The 17947-nt window shown below is 64.9% G+C and carries 21 protein-coding genes; 7 read left to right on the forward strand and 14 right to left on the reverse strand.

From position 1 onward, the window contains the following. Positions 1 to 43: 43 nt before the first annotated feature. Complete coding sequence (locus tag O1Y97_RS11015) at positions 44 to 478, reverse strand: SH3 domain-containing protein (protein ID WP_318764022.1); 435 nt, start codon at positions 476 to 478, stop codon at positions 44 to 46. A 281-nt stretch (positions 479 to 759) separates the two neighbouring features. Between O1Y97_RS11015 and O1Y97_RS11020 the strand changes: the two genes are divergently transcribed. From O1Y97_RS11020 to O1Y97_RS11030, 3 genes are all read left to right on the forward strand, one after another. Then, entirely contained in the window at positions 760 to 1854 is a 1095-nt protein-coding gene (locus tag O1Y97_RS11020) for a glycosyltransferase family 4 protein (protein WP_318764023.1), read from the forward strand. An 82-nt stretch (positions 1855 to 1936) separates the two neighbouring features. Beyond that, positions 1937 to 3001, forward strand: a complete 1065-nt coding sequence (locus O1Y97_RS11025; protein ID WP_318764024.1) for a CapA family protein — start codon at positions 1937 to 1939, stop codon at positions 2999 to 3001. 159 nt (positions 3002 to 3160) lie between these two features. Continuing rightward, positions 3161 to 4108 (forward strand): hypothetical protein, encoded by a 948-nt coding sequence (locus O1Y97_RS11030; RefSeq protein ID WP_318764025.1) that lies wholly within the window; start codon positions 3161 to 3163, stop codon positions 4106 to 4108. A 15-nt stretch (positions 4109 to 4123) separates the two neighbouring features. Here the strand turns inward: O1Y97_RS11030 and O1Y97_RS11035 are convergent, their stop codons facing one another. Further along, positions 4124 to 4381 carry a SemiSWEET family sugar transporter gene (locus O1Y97_RS11035; RefSeq protein ID WP_108607358.1) on the reverse strand — a complete coding sequence of 86 codons (258 nt, stop codon included), beginning with the start codon at positions 4379 to 4381 and terminating at the stop codon, positions 4124 to 4126. Between the two features lie 444 nt (positions 4382 to 4825). On the opposite strand from O1Y97_RS11035, the gene O1Y97_RS11040 reads away from it, so the two are divergent. Then, positions 4826 to 5068 (forward strand): DUF1344 domain-containing protein, encoded by a 243-nt coding sequence (locus O1Y97_RS11040; RefSeq protein ID WP_108607359.1) that lies wholly within the window; start codon positions 4826 to 4828, stop codon positions 5066 to 5068. Positions 5069 to 5203: 135 nt separating this feature from the next. On the opposite strand, the gene O1Y97_RS11045 is transcribed toward O1Y97_RS11040, so the two are convergent. The 3 genes from O1Y97_RS11045 to O1Y97_RS11055 all read right to left on the reverse strand — a co-directional run bounded on the left by O1Y97_RS11045 (position 5204) and on the right by O1Y97_RS11055 (position 6466). Beyond that, the gene (locus tag O1Y97_RS11045) at positions 5204 to 5623 is read right to left on the reverse strand and encodes a hypothetical protein (RefSeq protein ID WP_318764026.1); all 420 of its coding nucleotides are present in this window, start codon (positions 5621 to 5623) and stop codon (positions 5204 to 5206) included. 134 nt (positions 5624 to 5757) lie between these two features. Continuing rightward, complete coding sequence (locus tag O1Y97_RS11050; protein WP_245439755.1) at positions 5758 to 6033, reverse strand: BrnA antitoxin family protein; 276 nt, start codon at positions 6031 to 6033, stop codon at positions 5758 to 5760. A 22-nt stretch (positions 6034 to 6055) separates the two neighbouring features. Continuing rightward, complete coding sequence (locus tag O1Y97_RS11055; RefSeq protein ID WP_318764027.1) at positions 6056 to 6466, reverse strand: BrnT family toxin; 411 nt, start codon at positions 6464 to 6466, stop codon at positions 6056 to 6058. A 46-nt stretch (positions 6467 to 6512) separates the two neighbouring features. Here O1Y97_RS11055 and O1Y97_RS11060 point away from each other — a divergent pair, with 46 nt between their 5' ends. Then, positions 6513 to 7451 (forward strand): diacylglycerol/lipid kinase family protein, encoded by a 939-nt coding sequence (locus tag O1Y97_RS11060; RefSeq protein ID WP_318764194.1) that lies wholly within the window; start codon positions 6513 to 6515, stop codon positions 7449 to 7451. Between the two features lie 64 nt (positions 7452 to 7515). Here O1Y97_RS11060 and O1Y97_RS11065 read toward each other — a convergent pair whose 3' ends face one another. The 4 genes from O1Y97_RS11065 to O1Y97_RS11080 all read right to left on the reverse strand — a co-directional run bounded on the left by O1Y97_RS11065 (position 7516) and on the right by O1Y97_RS11080 (position 11896). Then, entirely contained in the window at positions 7516 to 7737 is a 222-nt protein-coding gene (locus tag O1Y97_RS11065) for a DUF6500 family protein (RefSeq protein WP_108607363.1), read from the reverse strand. A gap of 226 nt (positions 7738 to 7963) precedes the next feature. After that, positions 7964 to 8881 carry an NAD(P)-dependent oxidoreductase gene (locus tag O1Y97_RS11070; RefSeq protein ID WP_318764028.1) on the reverse strand — a complete coding sequence of 306 codons (918 nt, stop codon included), beginning with the start codon at positions 8879 to 8881 and terminating at the stop codon, positions 7964 to 7966. A gap of 8 nt (positions 8882 to 8889) precedes the next feature. Continuing rightward, complete coding sequence (locus O1Y97_RS11075; protein WP_318764029.1) at positions 8890 to 10101, reverse strand: mandelate racemase/muconate lactonizing enzyme family protein; 1212 nt, start codon at positions 10099 to 10101, stop codon at positions 8890 to 8892. Positions 10102 to 10279: 178 nt separating this feature from the next. Continuing rightward, positions 10280 to 11896, reverse strand: a complete 1617-nt coding sequence (locus O1Y97_RS11080; RefSeq protein ID WP_318764030.1) for a GMC family oxidoreductase — start codon at positions 11894 to 11896, stop codon at positions 10280 to 10282. Positions 11897 to 12076: 180 nt separating this feature from the next. On the opposite strand from O1Y97_RS11080, the gene O1Y97_RS11085 reads away from it, so the two are divergent. After that, entirely contained in the window at positions 12077 to 12469 is a 393-nt protein-coding gene (locus tag O1Y97_RS11085) for an acyl-CoA thioesterase (RefSeq protein ID WP_108607367.1), read from the forward strand. A gap of 45 nt (positions 12470 to 12514) precedes the next feature. Here the strand turns inward: O1Y97_RS11085 and O1Y97_RS11090 are convergent, their stop codons facing one another. After that, on the reverse strand, positions 12515 to 12883 hold the full coding sequence (locus tag O1Y97_RS11090; RefSeq protein WP_108607368.1) for a winged helix-turn-helix transcriptional regulator: 369 nt from the start codon (positions 12881 to 12883) through the stop codon (positions 12515 to 12517). Positions 12884 to 12985: 102 nt separating this feature from the next. Here O1Y97_RS11090 and O1Y97_RS11095 point away from each other — a divergent pair, with 102 nt between their 5' ends. Beyond that, positions 12986 to 13591 (forward strand): NADPH-dependent FMN reductase, encoded by a 606-nt coding sequence (locus tag O1Y97_RS11095; RefSeq protein ID WP_318764031.1) that lies wholly within the window; start codon positions 12986 to 12988, stop codon positions 13589 to 13591. 69 nt (positions 13592 to 13660) lie between these two features. Here O1Y97_RS11095 and O1Y97_RS11100 read toward each other — a convergent pair whose 3' ends face one another. From O1Y97_RS11100 to O1Y97_RS11115, 4 genes are all read right to left on the reverse strand, one after another. After that, on the reverse strand, positions 13661 to 14971 hold the full coding sequence (locus O1Y97_RS11100) for a hemolysin family protein (RefSeq protein ID WP_318764032.1): 1311 nt from the start codon (positions 14969 to 14971) through the stop codon (positions 13661 to 13663). Positions 14972 to 15053: 82 nt separating this feature from the next. Then, positions 15054 to 15761 carry an LssY C-terminal domain-containing protein gene (locus O1Y97_RS11105; protein WP_318764033.1) on the reverse strand — a complete coding sequence of 236 codons (708 nt, stop codon included), beginning with the start codon at positions 15759 to 15761 and terminating at the stop codon, positions 15054 to 15056. 89 nt (positions 15762 to 15850) lie between these two features. Then, positions 15851 to 16864 (reverse strand): extensin-like domain-containing protein, encoded by a 1014-nt coding sequence (locus tag O1Y97_RS11110; protein WP_318764034.1) that lies wholly within the window; start codon positions 16862 to 16864, stop codon positions 15851 to 15853. 100 nt (positions 16865 to 16964) lie between these two features. Then, complete coding sequence (locus O1Y97_RS11115; protein ID WP_183259957.1) at positions 16965 to 17936, reverse strand: extensin-like domain-containing protein; 972 nt, start codon at positions 17934 to 17936, stop codon at positions 16965 to 16967. Positions 17937 to 17947: the final 11 nt, after the last annotated feature.

Here is a 17947-nt window from a genome sequence, read left to right on the forward strand (position 1 = left end):
CCGCGACCGTTCGTGCTCCTGACATCAGGCTGTCAGGAAGTCGTCAACGCGGGCAGGGGAAGCCCGGGGCGATCTTGCAGTTGGCGCCGGGCGGGCGCGGCCTTGGCGGCCGTGGCTTGGGGGGACGATTCCAATGCGGAGGCCGGTTCCAGTGCGGCGGGCGATAATGCGGCGGACGCACGACGATGGTCGGCGCCACGACGACTGCCGGCGGACGGCCGACATAGTCGGAGAGATAGTTGGCCGAGACCCAGCCTCTCAGCCGGGAACCGTAGACATTGCACCAGTTGCCCTCGCAGCCGCGCAGGTCGACGCGCGTGCCTTCATGGAGCATCCCGATCTTGGCATAGCCGGTGCCGGGGCCGCTGCGCACATTGACGTTGCCGGTGGTGTAGGCGTCGGCGGCAAGTGCTGCGGCCGGCAGCACCATCATCCCGGCCAGAATGGCCGCTGTGATGCCAAGTCTTCGAAATATCATGGGCAGTCCTCCAAGCCGAAATTCATTTCGAAACGACCCAAAATACAAGCTGTCTTGCAGCGCGCCAGTATACTGGTTCGATTATCCTTTATGCCTGGGTAATGGCATGGGTTGCGGTCGTGACACCGGTCGCGGCCACGACCGGGGGGCGCTGTCGCACTTGCCGCAGCGTCAATTGGCCGGTATGGCGTCCGGTCAGCTATCTCTGAGCCAAGGGCGTCGGTCTTTGTGGCCGTCGAGACGCATCTGTCCGGAAACACGGCATCAACGGAAATGCGCAGATGAGGATCACGCATTTGGTGGGCCATGCCGGGCTGAACGGTGTCGCGACCAGCTCGAGGATGTTGATCCAGGCGCAGCTCGATGCCGGGCACGACGTGTTGCTGGTGCATTCGCGGAATTCCTGGATCGAACACCAGAAATTCGACGGTCCGCTCGAGAAGATGGGTTCGGATTTTGCCACCACTCCGGCCGAGTTGCGCCGCGTCGGCTACGCCGCGCGCGACTGGGGCGTGGACGTGGTGCATGCCCATGGCAGTCGCGGCAACAAGTTCGGTCTGGTGTTCCGATGTGCCGCCGGCACGCCGATCGTCATGACTGCGCATACCCGCCAGTTCCAGCTGCCATGGCTGTTTGCCCATGCGGTGATCGCGCCGAGCCAGCAGACCGCCGATTATTATCTGTCGCGTCGGCTGGTGCGGCGGCGGAACATGCATCTGGTGCGGCACATGTTCGACGTTGGCAGTGTCGTGGCAGCGACGCTCACGAGCCGAAGTGCTGCGCGGGCGGAGCTGGGGATCAAGGCGTCTTCCTTCGTCATTGGTTCGGTCGGCGAAATCGACGCGCGCAAGAACCAGATCGAAATGGTGCGCGTGTTGAAAGGGCTGATCGGACGAGGCATTGATGCGGAAGTGCTGCTGATCGGCGAGAAGCGCAACATGGCCGGCGATGCGCAATGGAGCGCTGCCGTCGCCGACCCACAGATCAAGGGGCGCCTGCACCTGCCGGGCGAACGGCAGGATGCTACCCGGTTGCTGCACGCCATGGACGTCTATCTCTGCACGTCGAAGATGGAGGAGGGTCCGATCGCCACGCTCGAGGCAATGGCCACGGCGCTGCCAGTGCTGTCCGCGGATATAGGCTACTCCTCGGCACTGCTGCGCGACGGCATCAATGGCTGGATCTTCCCGCATGGCGATGTCGAGCGGATGACCGAAACCGCGTCGATGCTTGCCCGTGACGCAGCGTTGCGCCAGTCGATCGGAACGGCCGCGAGGCAGACGATTGCCGAACGGCTCGCACCGCAGGCGATCGTGCCTGAAATCGACAGGTTATACCGCCTCGCCATCGAACGCGCCGGCAAGAAGCTGCCGTAAAAATAGCCGGGGGCAGCCGTGTCGCGCCAGCCGCGTACACTGATTTGCTGCTAGGGTGCGGGCGACTAATTTCGGGCGACGCGTGTCCAGCAACTATCCCTTCTCCTACAAGCTCTCCTGGCCGGCCCGGTTTCTGAAGCCGTCGCTGCGCGGCGGCATTTCGGCGCTTGTGCCTGCCGAGGCCGTGCTGTTGCCCAGACCGGAAAAGAGCGTGCGACTGGCATTCGTCGGCGACATTTCGGCTGTCGCCAACCGGCGGCCGCCGGTTTGCGACGGGGAGCTGAAGGCACTGCTCGCTTCCGCCCATCTGGTGGTCGGCAATTGCGAAAGCCCGGTTGTACAGCGCCCGAGCGCACGGTTCGGCACCCGGCTCGGCACGCACCATGCCATGACGCGCGCATTTCTGGCCGGCGCGCTGGAGGCGACAGGAATGACGCCGCAGCGGCTGGTGCTGTCCTTGGCCAACAATCACGTGCTCGACCAGGGGATCGAAGGTTTCGACGAGACGCTGTCGGCGCTGGGCGCGCTCGGCATTGCGACGATCGGCACGTCGACGGCCGTGACCAGGGTGGCAGTCGGGCCGTTGACGCTCGGTCTTGTCGCGTTCACGCAATGGCGCAACGCCGGGGCAGCGGAGTTTGCCGGCCGGGTGGCGATGGCCGACGATTTTTTTGCCGACAGCCGCGATGGACTGCCGGACGCGCAAGGCGTCGACCTCGTGTGCGCGGTGCCGCACTGGGACTGGGAGTTCCGGCATTTTCCGCGCGATCAAACGCAGGCCTGGGCGCGACGACTGGCGGAGCTCGGTATCGGGCTGGTGGCCGGGCACCATGCCCATGTCGTCCAGCCGATGGCGCGGATCGGCGAGACGCTCGTCGCCTACGGGCTTGGCGACTTTTTCGGCACGGCGCTCGCGCGCCAGCCGTGGCCGGGGCGGATCGGGGCGATCCTCATTGCCGAGGTCAGCGCCGATGCCACGACGCGCGGCCAGGTCGCCAGCTACCGGCTGGTGCCGTTCATGCGCCTGCGCGACGGAGACCGCGAAACGCTGGTGCCGCTCGACAAGGTCGAAGGCAGGCCAGGCGTCCAGGCGCGGGCACGTTGGGAAGCAGTCTGCCAAGGCGGCTGCGCAGCCCTCACATGTTGATTCCGGTTGTTGCGCCATCCCCTTGTTTGCGCCGCGACATTTGCCGAAAAGCCGTTATCATCCGGCCAGCCGCCGGCGCACCATGCATCCGGTGCATCGGTCTAAATTGCGGCGTCCCTAACGCGACAACTGGTTGCGCGACGCCGCCGGGGAGCACCTATGAGCGCAGGTTTCATGCCCGACGAAGCTGTCATCGCCGGCATCAGGCGGGACCTCGACGCCTACGAGGCGCGGCGCAAGGCAGCCAAGCGCTCGGTGCTGTGGCGCGTGCCGCTTTACCTGGGCTTGCTGATGCTGGTGGTCGCCGTTCTGGCGGTGGTGTTCAATCTTGCCGCGGACCCCGCCGAGACTTGGGTTTCGACGCCGCATCTCTATCTCTACGCGGTTGCCTTCATCGCCTCGTTCTTTGTCTATTTCCGCGCGGCCAAGCCGGCGGGTGATCTGCAGGCGTCGTTGCGCGAAAAGCTGCTGCCGATCGTGTTCGGGTTCGTCGGGGACATGCGGCTGGCAAAAGGCGAGACGCCCGGGAGCTTTGCGCGTCTGCCGCGCGAGACCATCGGCGATTACAGCGACAGCCATTTCGACGACATTGTCTCGGGCACATATGAGGGCTTTTCGTTCGAGCTCTACGAGACCGCGTTGTGGCGACGGGTGGAAAAGTCCGACGTCACCTTGTTCGACGGCATCATCGTGGCGTTCGACATGGCGAAGCCCTTTCCGGGTACGCTGGTGGCGACACTGAAGACCAACACGGTGATGGGCTTCTTCCGCGAGATGTTCGGCGGCGGGCTGCAGGAGATCGCGTCAGGCGGCGAACTCGACAAGGCCTATGACTTCCGCACCGACAACGTCGAGGCGGCGCAGCCGCTGGTCTCGGGGCAAATGGCGCAGGCGCTGAACTGGCTCAAGGAAGCGTGGCCGGGCGAGCCGGCGCGGATCGCACTGAGCGAGGGCGACGGCTTCCTGCTCCTGCCGCACAAGAAGGAGTTCTTCGAGCTGCCGGCCTCGAGCGTCGTGCTCGACTACAAGGCCCATATCGAGCCGATGATCGCCGACATGGCGACGATCCTGGCGACCGCAGCACTGGTACGCAAGATCGGCACTTGAACCGTCGGCCGTTCGTTATCCGAAGCGCAGCTTCAGCCCGACGATGGCGAGGATGAAGACCAGCGTGATCGAGTTGGAGAGGATGACCGGCAGCGAGCCGAGCGCCACGCCATAGACGATCCATAGCGAGATGCCGGTGGCAAGCGCCGCGTTGGTGCCAAGCGAGATGTCGCCTGTCTTGCGCTCGCGCAGGATCTTCATGATCTGCGGCAGCCAGGCGAGCGTGGTCAGGATGGCGGCCGCGGCACCGACGATTTCGAACAGGGGGTTCAAGGCGGGAGCTCTCGAAAAAGCACAAGACGTGCAGCGCGAGCTATGCCAGATCGGCGGGCGGCTGTGAAGCGGACGCACAAGCCTGGCCCAACGAAACGACGGCGCAAAACGTCGCGGGACATTGCCGTCGTGCCGCGGAATATCTCCCGTTTCGTGATCGGCCGGCGAAAAATCCGACCATCGGATGGCTGCGCGATGACGGCGATGTGACGGCCTCCACGCCATGGCAGGCAAGGCGATCCTTACTACTGCAAGGGTGGCAAATCACTCGGCGCAGTGCAGGCTGCTTTCGAATATGGCAGAAATAAGCCGCTGATTCTGTTCGATAATTTCACGCAACGTGATTTGCGTCCAGCAGGCCTGGCAGTCAATCTCCAGGTCGTTCGGCGGGCATTGCTGAGAGGGTGAAGCCCGCGAGGACGAGAAAGAACCGGAGTACCAGACATGAACAAGTTTCTTGCAACGGCCGCCGCTTCGCTTGCCTTCATCGGTGCCGCTTATGCCGCCGACATCGAAGGCACCGTGCAGTCGGTCGACCCGGCGACGCGTTCCATCACGCTGGAGGACGGCAAGGTCTATGTCATCCCCGAGACCATCAAGGTCGACGAGTTGGCCGCTGGCGCCAAGGTGAAGGTGACCGTGGACGACACGACAGGTGCAGTGACCGCGATCGAAAAGGCCTCCTAAGGCCGGTTCGCGAAAGCGGCCTGCCGGCCCCAATATTGGCCAACGGCAGGCGCGTGACATTCTCGACACCTTCCAAGCTACCTTTTGGCCGGCCCTTCGCGGGTCGGCCATTCTTTTTCCGAGGCGTCTGACGCGTCAGAAAGCGATGGGAAAGTTCTCCGCGAGCCAATTCGTCGAGCGCTTGGCGGCGGCCAGCGTGCCGTCGGCGGCGTGGCCGAGACCGGAACGGACCAGCGCGTAGCCGTTGGCTGTGCGGTAAAGCACGGACTGGCCGCCCTCGACGATGCCGGAATAGGCGGTGGGCCGGATTTCAGGCTGGGCCGGCGGCGTGGCCGGGGCTGATGCGAGCTGCGGCTCGGCAAAGACGGTGGTGCGGCAGATGCCTGTCACCAGCGGGTAGTCGTGATTGCCTTCGCGCAGGATGCGGCTCTTCATCGCCGCCTCGCAATCGGCGACCGAATTCCACTGCGCCGGCGTCTCGCCGATATATTCGCAGAGCTTGGCATCGCAGTCGCAGCCGACGATGGTCATGGCGACAAGGGCAGACTTGATCACGGGTCCGAATCCTCAGGGATTGTTGACGCCGTGATTTCTCCGCTTCGAACGCGGCGCCAGTTGGCCGCAATCATGGCATGACCGTGGCTGTGGCATTTCTATCTGCGGGTGTGCAGAAGGCGCGCTTGCTTCGTCTACCTGTCGAGCCCAGCGGCCTTGCGAAGAGCATCGTTCATCCGCGTCTGCCAGCCTTCGCCATCTGCCTTGAAGCGGGCGACCACATCGGGGTCGAGCCTGAGCAAGATAGATTGCTTCTTGTGCAGTGAAGGAGGACGCCCAATCTTGCGACGAAACAGCTCATCAGCGGGCTGTGCGTCGGGGTCGGCAACGGCATCGGCCGTGATGGCGCGGTCTTCCTCGTCGGAAATCTCTTCGAGGGAAATCAAGGCACGTCGACGTGCTTCCGCCATCCTGGCTTTTTCCGAGGCCGATCTAGAAACTTTGGACATAGATCTCGATCTCCCGTCTGTTGGCCTTGCGCAGCGAGATGACACGACACGTGTCGCCTCGCTCGGTGTAGACGATCACATGGACACGGCTGCCAATGAGGCCAATGGCGACGAGGCGGGTTTCGCCATAGTCGGCCCTGTCGTCCTCTACGATCAGCGCGGTGTCGAATTCGAATGCGCGCGCACGCTCCAACGAAACGCCGTGCTTCGCTTCGTTGGTCTCAGCCTTTGCCTGATCCCATTCGAGCTTTATGTGTCCGCCCCTCCAGACAATTAACGTATATACGAAAACATTCCTTAGGGCAAGAATTTCAGTATATACGCTAATGTCATGTCTGTTTCGGATGTGAACTTCGCAATCTTTCCCTTGCGCATTCGCCTGCGCGGCCAACAATAAGCGGGGAGGCGGCGGCGCATATACCGTCGGGAGGGTGCGTTTGGTGAAGATCGGAGTGGTCAGAAACCCGGTGGCTGGCGGTGGCCGGCTGGACGCGCATTGGACGGAGATTGCGGCAGCTCTTTCCGAGCGCTTCGGCGACGTCGAATTTCGTGAGACGGACGAACCTGGCGACGGCTCGGCGATCGCCCGCGACCTCGTGGCGCTCGGTTGCGAGCTGGTGGTTGCAGCGGGCGGCGACGGCACGATCAGCGAAGTCGCCGACGGGTTGCTGCAAATGCAGGCGGAGACCGGGACCGTCGCGGCGCTCGGCGTCGTGCCATGCGGTACCGGTTCGGATTTTGCCCGCGGCATGGGCATTCCGACGGACGCCAAGGCGGCTGTCTCGCGGATTGCCGAGGGCGAGGACCGGATCATCGATGCCGGCCTCATTTCGTTCATCGACGAGCACGGCCGCCTGGCCAGCCGGCATTTCGTCAACATTGCCAGCCTCGGCATGTCGGGTGCGACGGTGCGGGCGGTGAATGCCGACCGGCGCAAGCGGTGGGTCTCGGCCAAGACGCTGTTCTTCTGGCGCACGGTGACCGAATTCGTGCGCTACCGTTTCCAGGACGTCCGCATCACAGTCGACGACGGCGAACCGGTCGAGGCCAAGGTGGCAATGGTGGCGGTGGCCAATGAAAGGTTCTTCGGCGGCGGCATGATGATCGCACCCGATGCCAAACCCGACGACGGGCTGTTCGACATCGTCATCCTGCGCGCGGCGAGCAAGCTGAAGCTGATCTTCGACCTGCGCCTGCTCTATGGTGGGCGCCACCGCAACCATCTCGCCATCACCATCCTGCGCGGACGAAAGGTCGTGGTCGAACCGCTGGGCGATCCGCTCGCCAATGCCGCGCTCGTCGACATAGACGGGGAATCGCCGGGGCACATTCCGGCGACCTACGAGATGATGGCGAGGGCGTTGAAGGTCAGGTGTTGATTCAGGTGGCTCGGAATCTGAGTCTAGGAACTGGCGTAGGCTGCTGAAATCATAGGGGCGAGGGTTAGGCGTCCATCTCCCTGACCATTGCCTCGATCTTTGCGGCCTTCTCGAAATGGTCGAGCTTGTGGGTGCGGATCCACCATTCGGCGGCTTCCATCAGAAGCTCCGGGTCGTCGTTCTTGTTGGCGAAAAACGCGTAGAACGACAGCCCTACTTCGGGGCCTTTGGCGGCGATCTTGCGCGCGCAGACGTCGAGTATTTTTGCTCTCAGGCTCGGCCGCATCGGATAATCCTTCAGATGGATGGTCAGCGCTATCTCAGGCTGAGGCCGGGTGTCAAAGGCCGGGAATAGGGCAGGCTGTGCCGGGCGTTACCCTCCCCTTTGTGGGGAGGGTGGCCCGCAGGGCCGGGCGGGGGTACTCACCAAACTCAGTGCTTGCCGACCCCCACCCCGCTCCGCTTCGCGGATTGACCCTCACCACTTGGGGAAGGGTAACGTGCGCGTTCCATCACAGCTTCGCCGGAAAACCCGGCGCGCGCAGGTCCGTGCCGACGGCATCCTCCAGCAGCTTGACGATCATCGTCGACCAGGCGTCGCCGCCATAGGCAGCCTTGCCCTGTTCGAAGATGGTGGCGACCCGGGAAGCAAGGTCGAGCGGCACGCCGAATTCCTGGCCCATGCCGAGCGCGAAGCCTAGATCCTTGAGCGCAAGGTCCATGGTGAAGCCGATGTCGTAGGAGCCGTTGAGCACCAACTGGCTTTCGGTTTCGTGGACGAAGCTGTTGCCGGAGGAAGCTGATATGGCGTGATAGGCCTGGGCGAGGTCGAGGCCGCCCTTCCTGGCCAGCATCAGCGCCTCACCGGCGGCGACGAGGTGGATGAAGGCCAGCATGTTGGTGATGACCTTGATCACTGCCGCCGAGCCGATCGGCCCCATCAGGAACGCGCGGGCGCACATTGCCTCGATCGCGGGGCGGTGGCGCTCGTAGAGGCCGGTATCGCCGCCGACCAGTGCGGTGATCTTACCCCCGGCGGCGAGATGCACGCCGCCGGTGACGGGGCACTCCAGCGTGTAAACGCCGTTGTCGGCGGCGAGGTCGGCAAGCCGCAGGATCTCGTCACGGCCGTTGGTCGACATCTCGATCCAGGTGCCGCCCTTGGGCAGGCCGGCGAGCAGCCCGTCGGGCCCTGCCAGCACCGCCTCGCTGACCTTGGGCGATGGCAGGCAGGTGATGGCGTTGCCGGCGCGGGCAGCGGCGTCTGCCGGGCTCGATGCGGCGAGGGCACCCAGCGCCACGAGACGTTCGACGGCTTCGGGGTTGCGGTCATAGACGGCGACCTCGAAGCCGCCGCGCACAAGGCACGCCGCGAGGTTGGCGCCGAGATGGCCGAGGCCGATGAAGGCGTAGGCGAGGGGCTCGGTCACAGCAATTCTCAGGGCATCAACGGCGTCTGGACCATCTGCAAATGCAGGTGGGGACCGTCATAGGGGTTCGCCTCGCACACCGCCTCGTCGAGCTCGACGCCGAGGCCCGGTTCCTTCGACGGGATGACATGGCCGTCCTGCCATTCGATCTTCTTCTTCAGCAGCTTGGCGTGGAAGCCGTCCCACTGCTTGAGCGACTCGAGGATGAGAAAGTTGGGCAGGGTGACGGCGAGCTGGATGTTGGCCGCACCCACGATCGGGCCGCAATAGCAGTGCGGTGCCACCTGGATGTGGTAGGCCTCGGCCATGGCGGCGATCTTCTTGGTCTCGAGGATGCCGCCCGAGCGGCCGAGGTCGGGCTGCAGGATGGTGGCCGCGCGGTTTTCGATGACGCGGGCAAACTCGAATTTTGTCGTCAGCCGCTCGCCGGTGGCGATGGGGATCGAGGTGCCGCGCGCCACCTCGGCCATCACCTCGGGCATGTCTGGCGGCACCGGCTCCTCGAACCACAGCGGGTCATAGGGTTCGATGGCGCGCGCCATGCGCAGCGCACCCGAGGCGGTGAACTGGCCATGCGTGCCGAACAGGATGTCGGCGCGGGTGCCGACGGCCTCGCGGATGGCCTTCACCATGCGCACTGACAGGTCAATGTCGACCAGGCGTGGCTGGTGGCCGTCGAAGGCAGTCCAGGGGCCGGCCGGGTCGAGCTTCACGGCGTTGAATCCCTGGTCGACATAGAGAGCCGCGCACTCTGCCGCCATGTCGGGGTCGTTGTAGACGTTCTTCGGTGCCACGTCCTCGGTGTGGACGCTGCCGGTGTGCGGGTAGAGATAGGTATAGGAGCGTAGCGTCTCGTGCACCTGGCCGCCGAGCAGCTTGTAGACCGGCTTGCCGGCCTCCTTGCCGATGATGTCCCAGCAGGCGATTTCCAGCGCCGAGAAACAGCCCATGGCGGAGACGTCGGGCCGCTGGGTGAAGCCGGAGGAATAGCAGCGGCGGAACAGGTTCTCGATGTCGTGCGGGTCCTGTCCCAGGAGATAGCGCTCGGCCATGTCCTCGATCATCCGCGCCGTCACATGGGCCGAGAAGGTGGCGTTGTAGGCCTCGCCGTAGCCAACGACGCCGCCGTCGGTGGTGAGCTTGACGAAGATGAAGTACTTGCCGCCGATGCCGGGCGGCGGGTTGTTGACCACGAAGGTCTTGACGTCGGTGATCTTCATCGATGCTCCTCCCGGTAGCGTGAAATCGTTGACGTCTGGGGCTGCCCCTCATCCCCTGCCGGACCTTCTCCCCGTAAGAACGGGGAGAAGGAGGCCGGCCGCAACGCTGGCGACCCCTCTCCCCGTCCTTCACGGGGAGAGGATAAGGGTGAGGGGCGGCGCTGACGCTCGACACTGGTCACCCCACATCCTCCAGCACCAGTTCGGCACCCTTCCAACCGGTCATGATCGCAGCGGCGTTGGTGTTGCCGGTGATGTTGTCTGGGAAGATCGAGGCGTCGATGACGCGCAGGCCGGAGATGCCGTGCACGCGCAGCCGAGGATCGACGACCGAGGTGGCCGGGTCCGGCCCCATGCGGCAGGTCGAAACCGGATGGTAGACGGTGCCCGAGCGCCTGCGGAAATCCTGAATCAGGTCGGTGTCGGAAGTGATTGACGGGCCTGGCAAAACCTCTTCCGCGATGACGTCCGAAATGGGCGTCTGCGCGGCGAGCTTGCGCAGGAATTTCACCGCGTCGAGCATCTCCGAGACGTCGCTTTCGGTCGAATAGGCGTTGACCGTGATGCGCGGATGCACCGTCGGATCGGCCGACCGGATCATGATCTCGCCGCGGCTCGACGGCCGGCAATTGGACAAGCCGATGGAGAAGCCGGGGAAGGGATCCGGCGACAGGATCGGGCGCTCGCCGGCCTTGGGCAATACCGTGGAAAACACCTGGAAATAGAGCTGCATGTTGGGGCGCGCGCGCGACGGATCGGAGCGGAAGAAGCCGCCGCCCTGGTTCATGCTCATCGACAGCGGGCCGGTGCGCAGCAGTAGATACTGCATGCCCGCCAGCGCTTTGCCCCACCACGGGCGCAGGACCTGGTTGAGTGTCGGCACCCTGGCCTTCCAGGTATAGTTGATGCCCTGGTGGTCCTGCAGGTTGCGGCCGACATGCTCGTTGGCGTGGAGCACCGGGATGCCGAATTCGCCGAGCACCGCCGCCGGGCCGATGCCCGAGAGCTGCAGCAGTTGCGGCGTGTTGACCGAGCCGCCAGACAGGATGACCTCGCGGCCGGCGCGGGCCGTCTTCTTGGCGCCGTTCTGTAGGTACTCGACGCCCACCGCGCGCTTGCCCTCGAACAGGACTTTGGTCGCCAGCGCATCGGTCTCGACGCGGACATTGGGACGCTTCATCGCGGGACGGAGGAAGCCGCGCGCGGCCGACATGCGGCGGCCGTCTTTGGTGGTGATTTGATAAACGCCGACACCCTCTTGAGCCTCGCCGTTGAAGTCCTGATTCAACGGCAGCCCCGCCTGCTGGCTCGCCGCAAGGAAGCGGTGGGTTAGCGGATGGACGTTTTTCCTGTTGTCGGTGACGTGGATCGGCCCGCCCTTGCCGCGCAGCGCAGTCGCGCCGGCCTGGTTGTCCTCAATCGCCTTGAAGGCGGGCAGCAGGTCGCCAAAACCCCAGCCGGGATTGCCGGCGTCGCGCCAGGCGTCGAAGTCTTCGGCGGCACCGCGGATCCAGACCATGGCGTTGATCGAGCTCGACCCGCCGAGGATCTTGCCGCGCGGCCAGTGATCCTGGTTGTCGGCAAGGCCGGGGTCGGCCTCGGCAGCGTAGTTCCAGTTCACCGATGAGTCGAAGAAGGTCTTGCCGTAGCCGAGCGGCATCTGGACGAAGAAGCGGCGGTCGGTGCCGCCCGCCTCGAGCACCAGCACGGAGTGGCGCCCGCTCGCCGAAAGCCGCTCGGCGACCACCGAACCGGCGGAGCCTGAACCGACAACGATGTAATCGAACGTCTGCATGCGGGCGTCGGCCTGTCTATATCCACAATCCGGCCAGACTATCGCCTCGGCGAAAGGCTTCGGCGTCGGTTACGGCATGGCCTGTGAAAAATACGACTGGCAGATGCAACAGATGCGGCGTTGACGCGGCTGCCGCTGCAAAGTTACGGGTGGCGAAGCGAACGGTACAGGGAAATGACGATGGTGCAGTATGCCGATGGCCAGCCGACGGGCGAACTCACGCTGAGGACGCTGGCGATGCCGGCCGATGCCAATGCCGCCGGCGACATCTTCGGCGGCTGGGTGATGGCGCAGATGGACCTTGCCTGCGGCATCCGCGCCGCCGAGCGCGCGCGGGGCCGCGTGGTGACGGCGGCGGTCAAGGAAATGGCCTTCGCCAAGCCGATGAAGATCGGCGATACGCTGTGCATCTACACCCATGTCGAGCGCGTCGGCCGCACCTCGATGACGCTCAAGGTCGAGGCCTGGGCGCAGCGCTATCTCTCCGACATGATGGAGAAGGTGACCGACGCCGATTTCGTCATGGTTGCGCTGGATGGCGAAGGCAAGCCGAAGCCGGTGCCGGCGGAGTAGACGTGCGGGCGCGAGCCTCGAAGGACACACCACAAACACAGCCCTTCACTCAGCCGCTGCGTCAAACCTCATGCGCGCCTCGGCGACGCGGCCCTGATTGTGCCGTGCCCATTCGCCCAGCGCAAAGACGGGAACCAGCAACTCGCGGCCGAGGTCGGTCAACTCATAGTCGACACGCGGCGGAATGGTCGGGAAGACGGTGCGGGTGAGGAAGCCGTCGCGCTCGAGCCCGCGCAGGGTGGTGGTCAGCATTTTCTGGGAAATGCCGCCGACGGCGTGGCGCAACTCGTTGAAGCGCATCGGGCCATCGCCGAGCTTGCCGACGACGAGCACGGTCCATTTGTCGCCGACACGCTGCAGGATATCGCTGACGGCGCGGCAATCCTCGGTGCGGTGCGGGTGCCTCGGTATCAAAAAAGTGCCTCCTTGTGCGCGTGAAATACAGTCACCTATATAGCGTCGGTATCCATCAGTTACCAGTATCGCTTCGATACCCACGCCCGAAAGGTTCCTGTCATGTCTAAACCCAAGATCGCCATAGTCGTCGGCTCGACGCGCGCCGCCCGCTTCGCCGACACGCCGGTGGAGTGGATCGCCAAGATCGCAAAATCCCATGCGGATATCGAGGTCGAAGTTGTCGACCTGAGAGATTTCCCGCTGCCCTTCTTCGATGAGGTCGCCTCGTCTGCCTGGGTGCCGTCGCAGAGCGACGTGGCCCAACGCTGGCAGAAGAAGGTCGCCGAGTTCGACGGCTTCATCTTCACCGCCGCCGAATACAACCACGGCCCGACGGCGGTGCTGAAGAACGCGCTCGATTACGCCGCCAAGGAGTGGAACAAGAAGCCCGCCGGCTTCGTCGGTTATGGCGGCGTCGGTGGCGCGCGCGCCGTCGAGCAGCTGCGCATGCATGCGGTGGAACTGCAGATGGCGCCGACCAAGGCCGCCGTGCACATCGTCTGGGCCGATTTCCTGGCAGTGCGCCAGGGCGAGAAGAAGCTCTCGGACATCGAGCATCTCAACCAGGCAGCCAACGGGCTGATCGAAGAGATCACCTGGTGGGCGAGGGCGCTGAAGATCGCGCGTGAGGCGGATGTTTTGGCTGAGGAAGCCAAGGCTGCCTGAGCAGCACGTGAACGACGTTCCTCCCAGGGAATTGAGGGCGGCCTTGAGCCGCCCTTTTTTAATGCTGACTCAGTGCCCCGACTTGCCGTGGCTGCCGGGCAGGCGGGAGGCCAGGACCTTGTCGATGCGGCGCCCGTCTAGGTCGACGACCTCGAAGCGCCAGCCCTGCGCGTCGACGCATTCGCCCGTCGTCGGCAAATGGTGCATGTGCGACAGCACATAGCCGGCGACGGTTTCGTAGTCGCGGTTCTCGGGCAGGTCGATGCTGAGCTGGTCGGCCATCTCGTCGGCCTGCATGTAGCCGGCAAGCAGCCACGAGCCGTCCTCGCGCTGGACGGCATTGTCGACGTCGTCCTCGTCGAGATCGGAGCGGAACACGCCGGTGATCGCCTCGAGGATGTCGGCCGGCGAAACGATGCCTTCGAAATGGCCGTATTCATCATGGACCAGCGCCATGGGCACTTCCGACTGCTTGAGCGTGGCCAGCACGTCGAGCGCGTCGGCCTGGTCGTGGGCGATCGGAGCGGTGCGTACATGCTTGCGCGGGTCGAAGGCACGGCCGGCCAGGAGCGATGCGAGGATTTCCCGGGTCTGGACGACGCCGACCATGGCATCGACCGAGCCTTCGCCGGCCGGCAGGCGCGAATGCTGGGTTTCCATCAAAAGCTTGCGGGTGGCAGCCTCGTCGGCCTGCAGGTTGATCCAGTCGACCTCGGTACGCGGGGTCATGACGGCGCGCACGGCGCGGTCGCCCAGGCGCATGACGCCGGCGATCATCCGGCGCTCGTCGGATTCGATGGTGCCGTGATGCTCGGCCTCGGCGACAAGCATCTTGATCTCCTCGTCGGTGACCTTTTCCTCGCTTTCGCCGCGCTGGCCGAGCAACCAGAGAACGCCACGGCCGGAGATGTCGAGCAGCCACACCAAGGGGGCGGCGATCTTGGCCAGCAGCGCCATGGCAGGCGCAACGCGGACGGCGACGCCTTCGGGGTCGCGAAGCGCGATCTGCTTGGGCACCAGTTCGCCGATGATCAGCGAGCCATAGGTGATGGCGGCAACGACGATGCCGACGCCGAGTGCGTCGGCGGCGCCGGCGCGCACGCCATATTCTGCAAGGACGCCGCTCAGCCGCTGGCCCAGCGTGGCGCCGGAGAAGGCGCCGGAAAGCACGCCGACAAGCGTGATGCCGATCTGCACCGAGGACAGGAACCTGCCCGGGTTGGCGCCCAGTTCAAGCGCGCGACCAGCACCCGTGATGTTGCGGTCGATCATCGCCTTGAGGCGAGCGGGGCGGGAGGAGACGATGGCAAGTTCGGACATTGCCAGGAGGCCGTTCACACAGATGAGGACGACCACGATACCGATTTCAGCGTAAAGCATAATGATCGCTGCATAGCATTGCTTCCGCCCCTTCGAAAAGACGGCAGCGAAAATACTCTTACGTCAGGGCAGGACGCGGCGGCTATTCGTGCGGCGCAAGTACCGCAACCTTGACCTTGCCGTCGGTAAAGTACGGGTCGCCACCGCCGTTGCGGCCTGTCTTGGTGAGCCCGATGCCGGGAACCGTCTCGAACGACAGGACGCGTCCGGCTGCGGTGAGATCGCGGATCACCTGGTCGCGCTCGGCGTCTATGTCGGGGGCAATGTGGTGCGTGATCTCGCCGGTGTCATGGCTGACGCCGACGCCACGGTCGAAGCTCGCGGCGCCGTACCAGGTCGGTCGGCCGTCGGGCCCGAGGGCGAATGTCAGCCACAGGCGAATGTGATGGCGCGTGTCGGGGCTCTCGCCGGCCGGCTTTTCGAAAGCGATGTCCTGCGGGCGGCCGTCGAGCAGCAGTGTCGACACAGGGGCATCGCGATAGGACCGGTCGAGCAGCACGCTTTCGCCGATTTCGAGCGACGATTTGAGGGAAAGGCCATCGGCGCGGTTCCAGCCTGCCGCAGCGAAAGCCCCGAGCAGATCGGCCTCGGTGCCGACAAGGCCGATATTGATGGGGTCGCCGGGGATGCCTTGCGGCGTGGTGGTCAGCAGGGCCGGGGGCTTGAGGCCATCGCGCAGGATGCGGAACGACCAGAATTCGGGCGCGGCGAAATAGGCGAGCGCGATATAGCTCGCGCACAAGGCCGCAAACCACAGGGTCGCCTGTCTGTGCAGTTTGCCCCTTGCCATCAGATGCTGCCGCCGGAGATGGATGAAGCCGGATTTCTATCCCTATTCAGGGTCGGGAGCAAACCGGAGCGCCGTGCAGCGATGCCGCGTCAGCGGCAGGCGCGATAGCCGTTGCGGCGCTGCTTGATGTCGAAATGGAAGTGGTTGCGGTGGTCGTAGTTGTAGCCGGGGCCGAGCACCGTGTTGAAATAGCTGCAGCCGTCGGCACGGATGGTGTTGAGGAAGCCACGGGTGCGGAAGGCAAACAGGCCCGGCTTTTCGACGTCAATGTCGCGGCCGTTGTTGAGCTCGATGCGCATGATGTCGAGCGCATTGCCCTTGCCGTGTTCCGACAGAGTGCGCGAGCCGGCGATCTTCCGGCAGGAGTAGCTCGAACCCTGATGGATCGTCTTGACGCCGGAGAAATAGCGCAGGCGCGCGGCCGGCACCAGGTCACGCTTGGTCCAGGCCGCGAAGCTGGCTGCCATCTGGCAGGTGACGGTGGCGGCGGGCTTCATCTGTACCGAGCCGATCGCCGAGACCTTCACCGGATAGTCGATGCCGCAGGCAGCACCGTTGCTGATCGACGGCAGGTCGCGGTACTGCACGTCGAGCTTCTTGAGGTCGGCGCGGCAATCGACCTCGTCGGCCGGCATGACCGCCGGTCGCATCGGCGCCGTCTGCGGCTGGTTCGAAGGATCGTCGAGCCTGGGATAGGCGACCATGGAGGGATTGGAGGGCACAAGCGTCTGCAGCCCGCGGGCTGGGACAAGGGCCGCGGTCCTTACCGGCTGCGGCTGCTGCGGCTCGATCTGGCCGAGATTTTCAGCCTGTGCGTCCAGTGTCGGTTCAATAGCCGGGGGCGCCGATGCCATCGTCGGATCGGACATGTCATAGGTCAGGTCGGCGGCATCCGCGGGCGCGGCATTTGCCTGCGGAATGGGTTCGACAGGTGCCAGCGAGGCGGTCTGCGAGCCGACATCGACGGCCGGCTGGAGCGTGAAGACGTCGCCCGACGTGCAGGAGCTGACACCCAGGCCGACCACGACAAGCGTCGTCGCAAGCAGCAAGGCGCGCCGGCGCGATAGTTCGGCTGGGCTGGCGGCGCGCGAATCTGCGGCCATGCGAAGGCTCCTGTCCCCTTGAGGGACTAAGCCTAGCTGCCAACGGTAAAGGAAAGATCAGCGCTGCGATTCACAGCTGCGGCCAAATTGCGGCGCGGGCCTATTGGCAGAAGGTGCCGCCGTTGCGCCGAGGGGCGAGGTCGAAGTGGAAATGCAGGGCGTGGTCAGCATCGCTGCCGGGGCCAAGCACGGTCTTGAACGGGCCGCAGGCGGCCTTGCGGATTTGAGAGAGGAACTTGGCATTCTTCGCTGGCGGTGCCGGCTCGACATCAATGGCTGTGCCCTTGGTCAGGGTGAAGCGGGATATGTCGAGCGCATTGCCGAAGGCGTGTTCCGACAGCTTCCTGGTGCCGTTGCGCGGGCGGCAGACATAGGCCGAGGCCTGGCCGACCGTTGCCAGCTCTTCGCCGAACTCGGCCTTTGCCGCCGGTGAGATGACGTTTGTGGCAAAGCGCGCCGAGGCTTCGGCGGCGGCACAGTTGATGACGGCGTCGGGCGCAATGTCGATCGAGGCAGCAAGCCGCTTCAGCTTGAGCGGAAAGGGCAGCGCGCAGCCATCGGCATTGCTCTGTGGCGCTGCCTCTTCGAACTCGGCGCCAAGCAGCTTGAGGCGCGCCCGACAAGCCGTCTCGTCGGCAGGCATGGTGGTGGGCCGCTCTGCATGGGAGCGCTTGTCGGGCAGCATCTTCGGCGCTGGTGGGCCGAACATCTCCCCGGTGGAGGGTTTGCCGGACGCCCGACCGGGACGCACAGGTGGAACGGGCACGGCGGCCGGTACAGCTTCGGCATGCAGCGGCGTTTCAGGCAGTGGCGGGCCGAACATCGGGCGCTCTGGTCGCTGGGCCGCCGGCGGGCGCGGCCGGGGTGTCGGGATCGCGGCCTGCCCCGTCGCCTGCACTTCGGCCGCCGGCGATAGTTCGGGCAGGGGCGGTGCAGGGGCAGCCTGCGGCACCGGTGCGCGAACGGGCAAGGCGGGCCTTCCGCTATCGGCAAAGCCGTGCGGCATCACGGCGAAAGTCGCCAGCGGCAGTATCAGGATCAGGGAAAACAGGCGGCGCTTGCATGTGTGCATCGGCGCTCAAC

The sequence above is a fragment of the Aminobacter niigataensis genome (assembly GCF_946995915.1).
Classification (GTDB): Bacteria; Pseudomonadota; Alphaproteobacteria; order Rhizobiales; family Rhizobiaceae; genus Aminobacter; species Aminobacter niigataensis.